Annotated in this window: 12 protein-coding genes; 9 read left to right on the forward strand and 3 right to left on the reverse strand. The window is 32.4% G+C overall.

Annotation, left to right across the window (positions count from 1 at the left end):
* Positions 1–103 precede the first annotated feature (103 nt).
* The 4 genes from AC5ZCW_RS00695 (at position 104) to AC5ZCW_RS00710 (ending at position 5,139) form a co-directional block, all read left to right on the forward strand.
* A complete protein-coding gene (locus tag AC5ZCW_RS00695; RefSeq protein WP_496117240.1) occupies positions 104–637 on the forward strand; it encodes a DUF6155 family protein in 534 nt (177 codons plus the stop codon).
* A gap of 109 nt (positions 638–746) precedes the next feature.
* Entirely contained in the window at positions 747–2,285 is a 1,539-nt protein-coding gene (locus tag AC5ZCW_RS00700) for a DEAD/DEAH box helicase (RefSeq protein WP_281632602.1), read from the forward strand.
* A gap of 173 nt (positions 2,286–2,458) precedes the next feature.
* Positions 2,459–3,793: a DEAD/DEAH box helicase gene (locus AC5ZCW_RS00705; RefSeq protein WP_496117242.1), complete on the forward strand. Its 1,335-nt coding sequence runs from the start codon at positions 2,459–2,461 to the stop codon at positions 3,791–3,793.
* An 80-nt stretch (positions 3,794–3,873) separates the two neighbouring features.
* Positions 3,874–5,139: an NAD(P)/FAD-dependent oxidoreductase gene (locus AC5ZCW_RS00710; RefSeq protein WP_496117244.1), complete on the forward strand. Its 1,266-nt coding sequence runs from the start codon at positions 3,874–3,876 to the stop codon at positions 5,137–5,139.
* Between the two features lie 94 nt (positions 5,140–5,233).
* On the opposite strand, the gene AC5ZCW_RS00715 is transcribed toward AC5ZCW_RS00710, so the two are convergent.
* A complete protein-coding gene (locus AC5ZCW_RS00715; RefSeq protein WP_496117246.1) occupies positions 5,234–5,575 on the reverse strand; it encodes a hypothetical protein in 342 nt (113 codons plus the stop codon).
* A gap of 35 nt (positions 5,576–5,610) precedes the next feature.
* On the reverse strand, positions 5,611–6,462 hold the full coding sequence (locus tag AC5ZCW_RS00720; protein WP_496117248.1) for a multidrug effflux MFS transporter: 852 nt from the start codon (positions 6,460–6,462) through the stop codon (positions 5,611–5,613).
* A gap of 145 nt (positions 6,463–6,607) precedes the next feature.
* Between AC5ZCW_RS00720 and AC5ZCW_RS00725 the strand changes: the two genes are divergently transcribed.
* The 5 genes from AC5ZCW_RS00725 (at position 6,608) to AC5ZCW_RS00745 (ending at position 11,366) form a co-directional block, all read left to right on the forward strand.
* On the forward strand, positions 6,608–7,024 hold the full coding sequence (locus AC5ZCW_RS00725) for a hypothetical protein (protein ID WP_281632598.1): 417 nt from the start codon (positions 6,608–6,610) through the stop codon (positions 7,022–7,024).
* An 87-nt stretch (positions 7,025–7,111) separates the two neighbouring features.
* Positions 7,112–7,495: a hypothetical protein gene (locus AC5ZCW_RS00730; protein ID WP_496117250.1), complete on the forward strand. Its 384-nt coding sequence runs from the start codon at positions 7,112–7,114 to the stop codon at positions 7,493–7,495.
* A 794-nt stretch (positions 7,496–8,289) separates the two neighbouring features.
* The gene (locus tag AC5ZCW_RS00735) at positions 8,290–10,206 is read left to right on the forward strand and encodes a DUF294 nucleotidyltransferase-like domain-containing protein (RefSeq protein WP_281632594.1); all 1,917 of its coding nucleotides are present in this window, start codon (positions 8,290–8,292) and stop codon (positions 10,204–10,206) included.
* 3 nt (positions 10,207–10,209) lie between these two features.
* On the forward strand, positions 10,210–10,806 hold the full coding sequence (locus tag AC5ZCW_RS00740; protein WP_281632593.1) for a 3'-5' exonuclease: 597 nt from the start codon (positions 10,210–10,212) through the stop codon (positions 10,804–10,806).
* A 167-nt stretch (positions 10,807–10,973) separates the two neighbouring features.
* Positions 10,974–11,366 (forward strand): hypothetical protein, encoded by a 393-nt coding sequence (locus AC5ZCW_RS00745; protein ID WP_496117253.1) that lies wholly within the window; start codon positions 10,974–10,976, stop codon positions 11,364–11,366.
* Positions 11,367–11,467: 101 nt separating this feature from the next.
* Here AC5ZCW_RS00745 and acs read toward each other — a convergent pair whose 3' ends face one another.
* On the reverse strand, positions 11,468–13,378 hold the full coding sequence (acs, locus tag AC5ZCW_RS00750; protein ID WP_343544121.1) for an acetate--CoA ligase: 1,911 nt from the start codon (positions 13,376–13,378) through the stop codon (positions 11,468–11,470).
* Positions 13,379–13,544: the final 166 nt, after the last annotated feature.

Genomic DNA, 13,544 nt, shown 5'->3' on the forward strand with positions numbered 1-13,544 from the left:
TATGTATTTTTTAAGTTTAATATCGGCAAAATTAAGTATTATCGTTGGTTTTTGAGGTATTTATAAAGAAAGTAATTTACTTTTGTAATCTTAAGTTTTGAGAATGAGTAAAAGAGATTTAAAAAAATATTTAGGGGAATTAAGCAAAGAGCAATTAGAAGAACAATTGATCGAATTGTACGAGAAATTTGCCCCTGTAAAGGTGTATTATGACTTTGTTTTTAATCCGAAAGAAGATAAATTGCTTCAGGAGGCAAAGATTAAAATCTCGCACGAATATTTCCCAATTAAAAAACCTGGAGCAAAATGGCGTCCGAAAGCTAAAATGCGAAGATCGGTTGCTCAAAAACTCATAAAACATTTTATCATGCTAGGAGTAGATCCATACATTATAGCCGATATTATGCTTTACAATATCGAAATTGCGCAAACGTTTTCTTCGCAAAATTTAATCAAGCAGGAATTATTTTACAAAAGCATCTTAAATTCTTTTGAGCAAGCAGTAAATTTTATTGTTACAAATGGAATTTTTAACGATTTTAAATTGCGAATTAATGCAATTCAGAACGAAACTTCGGAGCAAAAATGGAGAAATAAGTACGATTTTGAGGCGATTTTGGAAAAAATCGACTATTAAAACCCTTTCTCATAAAAAATCTTTATTTAAAAAAAACATTTATTTTAAGTTAAAAGAAGATGAATAACTGTTTTTTCGGTGTATTTTTGCAAAAATCCAAAAATAAACAATGTCTCAAAACACTTTAGAAATACAAAGAGAAGAGAAAAAAGAACTGTATGCATACCAAAAAGGCGATATTGACGCTATTTTTGACCGTTTAGACAATGCTCCTCCCAAGCATCATTTACTGTATCAGCTTCCGACAGGTGGAGGTAAAACAGTGATATTTTCTGAAATCGTTCGCCGCTATTTATCTCATAACGATAAAAAAGTGGTGGTTTTAACGCACCGTATCGAACTTTGCAAGCAAACCTCAAAAATGCTTACAGGTTTTGGTGTAACAAACAAAATAATCAATAGTAAAGTAAAAGAATTGCCAGATCAGAATGATTTTTCTTGTTTCGTGGCAATGGTTGAAACTTTAAAAAACCGTATTAATGATGAAAAACTTCATTTGGATAATATTGGTTTGGTGATTATTGATGAGGCACATTACAACTCGTTTAGAAAACTATTAAACTCATTTAAAAATGCTTTTATTCTTGGAGTAACAGCAACACCTTTGAGTTCTAACATAAAATTACCAATGCACCAAAGTTACCACGAACTTATCGTTGGTGATACAATTGGTTCATTGATTGAGAAAGGCTTCTTGGCAAAAGCAACAACTTATAGCTACGATGTTGGTTTAACTTCGCTTAAAGTAGGTATTAATGGTGATTATACCGTAAAATCATCAGACGATTTGTATACCAATACTTTGATGCAAGAAAAACTGCTTCACGCATATACAGAACGTTCTTTAGGAAAGAAAACCTTGATTTTCAATAACGGTATTCATACATCTTTATATGTATACGAAACGTTTAGAGAAGCAGGTTACGATATTCGCCACTTAGACAACACAAGCAGTTCTGAAGAGCGTAAAGACATTTTGCAATGGTTTAAAAAGACTCCAGATGCAATTTTGACTTCTGTTGGAATCTTAACAACTGGTTTTGATGAGCCAACAGTAGAAACGATTATCTTGAACAGAGCAACAAAATCTCTGACTTTGTATTTCCAGATGATTGGTCGTGGTTCTCGTAAATTGCCTGGAAAAGATGAATTTACAGTTATCGATTTAGGAAACAATGCCGCTCGTTTTGGTTTATGGAGTGATCCTGTAAACTGGCAGCATATTTTTAAGTCGCCAGAGTTTTATTTGGAGAATCTTCGTGATGACCACGAAATCGAGATGTTCTTTAAATACAGCATGCCACCAGAATTGCGTGCAAAATTCAGTAAAACGGCCGATGTTAGTTTTGATGTTGATGAAGAACATAAATTAATCATCAAACAAAACCTTCGTTCTAAAGTAGTTTTAGATAAATCTCTAGATCAGCATGCTGGAATGTGCGTAGATAACACAGAAACGCTTCAGGAAGCAAAAATGCTGGCTAAAGAATTAGAAGATGATATCGAAGATCGTATTAAACGTTATTCTAAATGTTTGAGCCAATGCAGTAAAAACTACCGCGAATGGCTGGTTGACGATTACAAACAAAGATTAACTTTATTAATTGGTAAAAAGTATCGTGAGAAAATCATGAACGAACCAGATTGATATTTTTTTTAGTTAAAAGTTTCAGGTTTCATGTTTCAAGTTATTGGAATCTAAAATAGTATTATAATTGATAAAAGGAGAAATAGCATTTCAAAGTAAATGTGATTTCTCCTTTCAACTTATTAAGTTTTTGGTGTAACTTGAAACCTGAAACTTTAAACAAATTAAAGAACATGTCTAAACCATTCTCAACATTAGGAATCTCGGCTCCAATTTTAAAAGCTTTAAGCGAATTAAACATTGTTGAACCAACAGAAATTCAACAAAAAATAATTCCGCTATTTTTGGGCGAAACTCACGATATTGTAGGTTTAGCAAAAACAGGAACGGGAAAAACTGCCGCATTCGGTTTGCCTTTATTGCAATTGGTAAATACAGAATCGATAACCGTTCAAGCTGTAATTTTAGTTCCAACTAGAGAATTGGGTCAGCAGATTTCTAGAAACTTAGAAGATTTTTCAAAATATATTCCTAATATATCTATTGCTTCAATTTGCGGAGGAACTCCAATAAAACCACAAATCGAAAGGTTAAAAGAAGGCGCTCAAATCGTTGTGGCAACTCCTGGACGTTTAATCGATTTGATTCAGCGAAAAGCAATTAATTTAAAACAAACAGAATACTTAGTTTTGGATGAAGCCGACGAAATGGTGGCTATTCTAAAAGAAAGCTTAGATGAAATTGTTGCAGAATTGCCTAAAAAACATCGTACTTTACTATTTTCAGCAACACTTCCTGGAACCATAAAACAGCTGATTCAGAATTATTTGAATAAAAATGTAGTTCAGATAAGCGCCAATATGGAAACTGTTGGAAATGAAGGAATAGACCATGAGTATATTGTGGTTGATCCTATTGAAAAATTGGAAGTTTTAATGCATTTCTTAAATTCTAAAGATGGCGAAAGAGGAATTATTTTCTGTAAAACGAAAGCTGCCGTTAATAAATTAGCCAAAAATCTAGCAATCAATAAATTCTCTTCGGGAGCGCTTCATGGAAGTTTGACGCAAGGAATTCGTGATAGAATTATGGAACAGTTTCGTGAGGGGCATATTAATATCTTGGTTGCAACCGATTTGGCTGCGAGAGGAATTGATGTAAAAGAAATCTCGTACGTAATTAATTATCATTTACCTGATACTTACGAAAATTATGTTCACCGAAGTGGAAGAACTGCAAGGGCAGGAGCAAAAGGACTTTCTTTGACTGTTTTACAGCAAGAAGAAGTTTTTGAAATTGCTGATTTCGAAAGAGAATTAGGAATTAAATTTTCTGAATTTAAAAAACCTTCTGCAGCAAGTCTTGAAGAAAATAATATGCTTTTATGGGCCAAACAAATCTTCAAAACAAAACCAAATCATGAGCTTTCACAGGATTTAAAAACAAAAGTAAAAACCGTTTTTCATCATCTTACAAAAGACGAACTAATCGAGAAATTAATGGCGAGTTATGTCCTACAGAACAAAATCGATATAGTTGAAAAACCTGTTAAAAAATTCAAAAAGTAATAAATGTGACAATTGTCATTGTATATTAAAGTTGTATATTTATAAGGAATTATTTTATAATCCTACTTAATTACAACAATATGAAAATAGTCATTATTGGAGGTGGATTTGCAGGAATCAATCTAGCGAAAGAACTTGTAAATCAGCCTCAAATACAAGTAACACTTGTAGACAAGAATAATTATAACTTTTTCCCACCACTTATATATCAGGTTGCAACTGCATTTTTAGAACCTTCGAGCATTAGTTATCCGTTTAGGAAATTTTTTGCAGGCAAAAAAAACCTGCAGTTTCGTTTAGGCGAATTGTTATCTGTTTCACCAGCTGAAAAGAAAATTACTTTAAGCAACGGAGAATTAGATTATGATTATCTCGTTTTTGCCACTGGAGCAGAAACCAGCTATTTCGGAATGGAAAATGTGATGAAAAACGCTATTCCGATGAAGACATTAAACGATGCCATCGAAATGCGAAATGCATTGCTTAAAAACCTTGAAAAAGCAGCAATCTGCAAAGATATTCGCAAACGCCGTAAATTATTAACGATTGTTGTTGCCGGCGGTGGACCAACTGGAGTTGAAGTTTCGGGAATGTTTGCCGAAATGAGAAAAAATATTCTATTAAAAGAATACCCAGAATTAGAAACATCTGCAAGTAATGTTTATTTGGTTGATGGAGGAGATGCTCTATTGGCTCCAATGAGCAAAGAATCCCAAAAAGATACTCTCGATGCACTTACCAAACTTGGTGTTGTAGTTAAGCTTCATACTCGTGTTGTCGATTATGTTGATGATACGGTACATTTTGAAAACGGAGAAACCATTAAAACCAAAAACTTAATTTGGGCCGCGGGAGTTTCTGCCAAAATTTTCGAGGGAATGCCAAAAGAAAGTTATGGTCGCGGACGTCGAATGGCTACAGATGTTTATAATAAAGTGAACGCTGTAGATAATATTTACGCCATTGGCGATACTGCAATTTTAGCCGGAGACGTCAATTTTCCTGACGGACATCCGCAAGTCGCGCAAGTTGCAATTCAGCAGGGATTAAATCTGGCTAAGAATTTTAAAGCTATGGTGGCCAACAAACCGTTAAAACCGTTTGCTTATAAAGACAAAGGCTCTATGGCAATTATCGGAAAAAACAAAGCTGTGGTAGATTTACCAAGTCCGAAATGGCATTTTAAAGGATTTTTCGCTTGGTTTATCTGGTTGTTTGTTCACTTGATTTCTTTAATCACTTATAGAAACAGATTAAACACATTCTGGAACTGGATGGTTGCTTATTTTGCAAAAGATCAATCGCTTAGAATGATTATTAGACCTGAAAAAAGGCAACAAAGTTAAGTAAAATTCTAAAACTAAAACTTCAATAGTTTAAATATAGAAAAGCCAAAATCAAAAGATTTTGGCTTTTTGTTTAGTTTGAAATTTAAATCTTTTAGTGTCCAACAATAATATCGTCACTTTCAGATAATTCTACCTTATTTTTAACAAAGCGTTTTCCGATATTTAAAATAATAAATGCTGTAATTGTTGTAGTAGTCATAATGGCAACCATTGGTGTTACCGAATCTTTTACAAAAACACCAATTGCAAAAGAAGCTAAAGCGCCAATTCCTAACTGAATAGCTCCCATTAACGCAGAAGCACTTCCGGTATTTTTAGCAAAAGGAGCAAGCGTTAATCCAGCTGTATTTGGATTTGAAATTCCTAAACAAGCTAAAAATAAGAACAACATTCCGATTGTCTGATACAGTCCGAGAAGATTATTTAAAGCCAAAATCAAGAATATAATGCTTATAACAGACTGCGAAATTAAAGCACCAAAATCATCTGTTCGCTTGAAAATCGCTTTAATAAAATAGAATTCAACTGACTAGATCCGATAAAACTAACAGACATTAGTGCAAAAATCCATCCATAAGTTTTAGCATCAACCTTATAAATATCCATAAAAACAAGTGGAGAAGCGGCTACGTAAGAAAACAATCCAGAAAATGCAACTGCCCCCGTAAACGCGTAAGTGTAAAATTGAGGCTCTTTTAAAACAGAAATAAAGTTAGTTATAATTGGTTTTGGTTTCAGCGAAATTGACGCATCTGGCTGATAGGTATTTGGAAGCCCGAATTGTGAAGCGGCTAAAATCACGATTCCCATACACATCAAAATGAAAAATACGGCATGCCAACCTAAATCTTCTGTAACATACCCACCAATAGTTGGCGCAAGCATTGGCGAAAGACCAACAACAAGCATTAAGAGTGAAAATACTTTTGGTATATCTTTTACAGGAAATAAATCACGAACCATTGCCACAGAAGCAACTGTCGCGGCACAGCTTCCAATAGCCTGAACAAAGCGAAGAAATATAAAAGAATCTATATCGGCTACATAAATACAGCCTAGAGAAGCTAGAATATACACTAGGAGCCCAACAAATAAAGGTTTTTTACGTCCAAAACGATCCAATAAAGGTCCGTAAAGCAATTGTCCGGCAGAAATTCCGATAAAGTAACTAGATAAACTCATAGAAACTTTAGCGACAGTGGTATTTAAATCTTTTGCAATTCCTGAGAAACCAGGCAGATACATATCGATCGAAAATGGTCCAAGAGCGGTTAAAGAACCTAAGATCAGGATAAGCTGGATATATTTTTTTGTTGTCATTATCTTAAAAAAGGGCTTATAATTTTTTGCAAAGGTAAAGATTTCATACCTTGTTATAGAACTTGAAGAAGTTTATAACAATAAATTAAAGTAATCGCGAAAATTATTTAGCGTAACTATCTATTAATCTTTAAATTAAGACAGTATGAAAAAGTACCTTTTGTTATTAGCAGTTTTATTTACATCAATTTCATTTGCTCAAACTATTACCTCAAAACTAGAAGATGCTAGTGTTGAGCAATATGAGCTTCTAAAAAAAGTTAATCAGTATTATCCAGACATTACATTAAGCAAATCGGTTACCAATTTTTATGCTGACGGAAAAATTATCGATTCGCAGCAAGATTTTGATTTAAGAGGAACAAAATTTTCAAGTTACAAATTAGGCATTGAGCCAGGAAACAAAAAAGTAAAATTTGATTATACTTCAACTGAAACTGGCCATGTGTACGGCGACGTTACCATTTTTAACGGAAATGCCTTGCGAACATCATTTAACGAAAAAACGAATCAAGTTGATGTATCGTTAAATGGTAAATCGGTTTATTTGAAAAAATTATAGATTTTTAAGCAATTTGGAAAAAGCATCACAAATTTGTGATGCTTTTTTGATTTATATTTGGCTCAGATTTTAATACAACAAACTACAATGAAAAAATTTCTTTTCCTGGCATTTTTAATTTCCTTGCAAGCATTCTCACAGCAAAACAAATTCTCAGGAACTTGGGGAAACGAGAAATGTAAAAACTGCAAGAAAGAATACATTTTTAGAATTACGATTGCACAATCAAATTATAAGATTTTTGGAACCGCCGAAGTTACGAGCGAACATAAAGATTTAAATTCAGGAATTTTGGAAGTTACCGGACATGTTTATCCGCATGGCGATAAGGCTCAAATAAAATTAAAAGATAAAGACGGAATTTCGTCCAGCGCAGTTTTATTTGTAAAAGATGATGTCATTCAGTTTACAAAAAATGGCGGAGGCGATGTTGTGCCAAAAGAGATGATTTTGAATAAATTATACGAATAAGCTCCCTCTTAGAGCTATTTCATTTTGACCTATAATTTATATTATGTAAAATAAAATATTTTAGAAAGCTACCTACAACGCGCTCTATAACTTTTAGTTTGCAATGTTTTCGTTTTATGGCAAATTTATCATCCTTGCTTCTAGTTCTTTTTAGAGGAAAAGTTTTGCATTTTCTTCAAACCTGAAATCTCTCAAAATTGCCCTATTTGATTTTCATTCTTAAAAAATCTCGAATATTGAAAATTTGATCTGCTAGATTATACAGTTTGCTATTCTAAATTCAAAACGCTATAAATGCGCTATATGATTTTTATTTTAAAAAATTCTCAAATATTAAAAATTGAGCATGCTGTATTATTAAGTCGATTTTTCAATTCAAACTTTTTCCTTAAATTCAAATCGCCATAAATACGCTGTATGATTTTTATTTTAAAAAATTCTCAAATATTAGAAATTTCATTTACTGGATTTATCTATAGTTGATTTTAAGTAAAACATTTTTCGTATATTGAAATCGTCTACAATTACAGTATATGATTTTAAAACTAAAATATTTTCAAATATTTAAAAATCATCAAACGTACTTTAGGCAGTTCATATTTCATTAAATAAAATATCTTTTTTTGAATTAGAAATATTTAAAATTTTAAAACATTAAAACTTTTTCAAGTCTTATTACCATTATCTTTTAACATTTCTTTAAAATAATTAGTTTCTGCTAAAGAACCTTTCATTGTAAGACTTTATTTTACTATTTTTACATTCGATACTTTAAAAAATAAATTATCACATATATGAATACAGTTGCTGAACATATTGCAGATTTTTTAAAAGAATACAAACCATTTGATAATTTAACCTTTCAGGAATTATCAGATATTGCTACGAATATTCGTGTCATCAATTTAGAAAAGCATGCCGTATTATTTCAAAATAACGATCCTCTTCATGATAGCTTTTATGTTGTAGCTTCTGGTGTCATTAATCTTACGACAATTGCAGACGCTGAAGAAACCATTATAAACAAATGTCACGAAGGAGATATTTTTGGTTTACGCCCTTTTTTTGCAAAAAACAACTACATGATGACAGCTAAAGCACGTGAAGAAAGTATTATTTATGCTATTCCGATCGCTGTTTTTAGACCTTTTGTTGCCAATAATTCAGACGTTTTAAACTTTCTCCTGGAAAGTTTTGCTGTAAATTCACGTCACACAAAGGACAGTATGAGCTCTAATGGTAAATTAGTTTCTGATAGTGACTACATTGACCAGCAGACAGAAATGCAATATATTCAGTCTCTTAACTATAATAATTCGCCGTTAACAACAAAAGCAGATTCTATAATTAAAGATGTCGCAAATTTGATGACAGATTCAATGTTAGATAATATTATTATTTGTGGCGAGAAAAATCATCCAATTGGTATTGTAACCAATGCCGATTTATCATCTAAAATTGCAACTGGACGTTACCCTATTACTGCAACTATCGATAAAATTATGTCTTCGCCAGTTGTTACCGTTTTAGAAAATGTGTCTTTAGCAGAAGCGCAATTATTGATGCTGAAACACAATGTGACACATTTATGTGTAACCAAAGATGGAACAAGCAAATCTGTAGTAAAGGGAATTATTTCGGAACACGATCTTATTGTAGCACAAGCTAGTAACCCTGGTGTATTAATTAAAGAAATTAAACGTTCACAGCTTCCAAAAGATTTAAAACAAATACGTGATCGTCTATCTGATTTGATTCAGAATTCAATTCAAAAAAATATTCCAATTTCGCATGTGAGTAATATTGCAAGTGAGATTAATTTAGCGATTATAAAGCGAGCTGTCGAACTAGCAATTTTAGATTTGGGCTCCCCTCCTGCACGTTTTGCTTGGTTAAGCATTGGAAGTCAAGGGCGTAAGGAGCAATTATTACTTACAGATCAGGACAGCATCTTAATTTTTGAAGATGTAACTCCTGAGAAATACAGAGAAGTAAAAGATTACTTCTTAAGGTTAGCCAAACGAGCTACTTCTATATTAGAAAAAGTAGGATATGATTATTGTCCAAACGGACATATGGCAAGCAACATGCTTTGGTGTAAATCATTGAGTGACTGGACAAAACAATACAATAGCTGGATGAATACTCCAGGTGAAAACAGTAATGATTTGAGCAGTATTTTCTTTGATTATGAAATTGTTTTTGGCGAACCAAAAATTGAAGAAGCAATTGAAAACGTAATTTTCAAAAATGCCGTTAACAACACTTTATTCTTCGACTTCTTAGGAAATGATGCTTTAAAGAGAAATTCTCCATTGAGTTTCTTCAAGAAATTTATTACGGAAGAAGATGGTCCAAATAAAGATAAATTTGATATCAAAACAAGAGCTTTGATGCCATTAATTGACGGAGCTCGTCTATTGATACTAAATGCTAATATAAAAGGAATTCAAAATACTTATCTTAGATTCAAACAATTAGCCATTACAGATTCTAAAAATGCTGAGATTTATTTAAGCTGCGCAGAAGCTTTCTTAACGCTTTCTAAATTTAGAACTGTTGAAGGATTAAAAAATGACGACTCTGGCCAATATATTAATTTAAGAGAAATGTCAAAATCTGACAAAGAGAAATTAAAAAATGCATTAGCCCCAATGAAAGATCTGGAGGAACTGATTAAGAGTAAATTTCAATTGACACAATTCTCATAAAATATGCTAGACTGGCTGAAAAATATCAATAAAGACTATCCAGATTTCTGGAAAGACTATTTAACTAAATTCGAAACTAAACCTAATAAGTTTGTTGTGATATCAACTGAAACTTCTGGCTTAAATCCGGATAAGGATGTTATATTATCTCTTGGAGCCTTTTCAGTTATTGACGACAGCATTGTTATTAAAGAAAATTTCGAAACAGTTTTATTACAGTATAAATATCTTCAGGACAACGGACTTTCGAATGAATTTATCATTGAAAGCAAAATGATGAAAATGCCTGAACCTGATGCTCTCGAAGCTTTGGTTAATTTTATAGGAAACTCAATTTTGGTAGGGCATCATATCAATTTTGATATTGAGATGCTGAATGCTGCATTAGAACGTTTAAATTGTGGACGTCTTAAAAATGAAGCTCTAGATGTTGATGTCATGTACAGAAAATTGACCGATATAAACGACAAACAATTTTCGCTAGATGATTTATGTGGCATTTATAAAATTCCAAAAAGCGACAGAAATTCTTCTGCCGAAGATGCATACAGAATTGGACTCTTGTTCTTGAAATTAAAATCTAGACTAGGAATTAAATAAATCCTTAAAATTTAATCAATACTATACAAAAACGCCTCTTAATTTTAAGAGGCGTTTTTTATTAACAGAAATTTACAAACTCACTTATTTTTCAAATTAAGTAAAATTGTATTTTTATAGTACATTATATCTCTAAAATATAAAACTTTTTTTATCATTGAAAATCTATGAAAAAACTACTATTTATAGTGCCATTGCTGTTTTTTGCTTCAGCAATTCTTGCACAAAATCAAGATCCTTCGTCTAAACGTATTCTAGGAAATTGGTACTCTAATACCAACCGGAATATAAAATGGATTTTTACCCCTGACGGAAAAGTGTATAATTACAACAACGACAGAATGAGTGTGATGTACAAATACACGATCTCGAACAGTTGTCAGAACTTTTCTGATGATACTACCGAATTTATAACTTTAAGAGATAAAGATGGCAATGAGTTTTGTTTTAGAATAAATGCAGCAAACGAAAATAAAAAAGGTGTTCTATCGCTTACTAACTTGAGCAACATGCAGCCTCTCGTTTTTGTAAACGATTTAAATTTAAAAATTGCACCATAGGCGAAATAAAAATATCAAATTTAAAGCACTAAATTCCAATTAATAATAAACAAAAAAAGCCTCTTAATTTTAAGAGACTTCTTTAGATTTATATATTTTAATTAAGAAATTCTTTCTTTCATAATTTCTTCTATTATTTCTGGATTTAGTAAAGTCGACGTATCCCCAAAATTAGAAGAATCTCCCTCGGCTATTTTACGTAAAATTCTACGCATAATTTTTCCAGAACGAGTTTTTGGCAAACCAGAAACGAATTGAATTTTATCTAATTTCGCAATTGGTCCAATGTGATCAGAAATATATTGGTTAATCTCTTTTGTTAAATTATTTCTATCTCTCACTTCTCCAGTTTCTTTTAGAATAACAAAACCATACAAAGCATTTCCTTTAATATCATGAGGGAATCCAACGATTGCAGATTCAGCAACAGCTGGGTGTTCGTTGATCGCATCTTCAATTGGTGCAGTTCCTAAATTATGTCCAGAAACAATAACCACATCATCTACCCTACCGGTAATTCTATAATATCCAACTTCGTCTCTTAAAGCACCGTCTCCTGTAAAATACTTTCCAGGGAAAGCAGAGAAATATGTTTCTTTGTAACGATCGTGATTACCCCAAATAGTTCTAGCAATTCCTGGCCATGGGAATTTAATACATAAACTTCCAACCACTTGGTTTCCTTCAATTTCATTACGTTTTTCATCCATTAAAACAGGCTGAATTCCAGGTAATGGCAAAGTTGCGTAAGTAGGTTTTGTTGGTGTTACAAAAGCAATTGGCGAAATCATGATCCCTCCTGTTTCTGTCTGCCACCAAGTATCTACAACCGGACACCTCTTATCTCCTACGTGGTCATTAAACCAGTGCCAAGCCTCTTCGTTAATTGGTTCTCCAACAGATCCGATAACTTTAAGTGATTTAAGAGGGTATTTTTGAATGTAATCTAAACTTTCTTTTGCCAATGAACGGATTGCAGTTGGTGCAGTATAGAATTGTGTAATTTTATGTTTTTCGATAATATCCCAAAAACGGCTAAAATCTGGATAAGAAGGAACTCCTTCAAAAATTACAGTTGTAGCACCATTCAGTAATGGTCCGTATAATATATAAGAGTGACCTGTGATCCATCCGATATCTGCTGTACACCAGAAAATATCATTATCCTCGTAGTTGAATACATTTTTGAAAGTATACGCTGTGTATACCATATAACCAGCAGTAGTATGAACCATTCCTTTTGGTTTTCCTGTTGATCCTGAAGTATATAAAATAAACAAAGGATCTTCGGCATCCATAATTTCAGCAACACTATTATCTAAAGCTGCATCTAATAATGGCTGTAACCAAACATCACGACCATCTTTCATCTTAACATTAGTATTAGTTCTTTTAGCAACTAAAACTTTTGTAACAGAAGGGCAAGTTTCTAGAGCTTCGTCTACAATTCCTTTTAAATCTATTGTTTTGTTTCCTCTGTAACCTCCATCAGATGTGATTACCATTTTACATTCGCAATCGTTGATTCTTGCAGAAACCGCCGAAGCAGAAAATCCAGCGAAAATAACAGAGTGAATAGCTCCAATTCTAGCACAAGCTAAAACAGAAACAGCCAATTCTGGAATCATTGGCAAGTAAATACAAACTCTATCTCCTTTACGAACACCTTGCTCGCGAAGGACGTTTGCCATTTTTGAAACTCTTTCGTATAATTCATTATACGTTATATGTAAAGCTTCTTCAGAAGGATCGTTCGGTTCAAAAATAATTGCTGTCTTCTCTCCTCTTTTGCTTAAATGTCTATCAATACAATTTTTGGTAATGTTAACTTTAGCATCTGTAAACCATTTTACTTCTGCTTCCGCCATATTAAAATCAACAACCTTTTCCCATTGCTGGTACCATGTGAAATTTTCCTCAGCTATTTTTCCCCAAAATTTTCTTGGCTCTCTTATTGACTTATTGTAATGTTTAAAATATTGTTCTAAATTTTCAATTTTGTAATAGCTCATCGTTTGTTGAATTTTTTTATAAATGTATTAAATCTGAACGTATCCGTGAAATAATTTAATTCATAAATTTTATCAAATAAAAACATTTATTTAATAAAATATGATAATTATTTGTGTTTGATTTAAAATTTTACTTTTTAAATCAAAAATAGAAGGCAAAAAAGGC

The organism is Flavobacterium sp. PLA-DH12, from assembly GCF_059511845.1.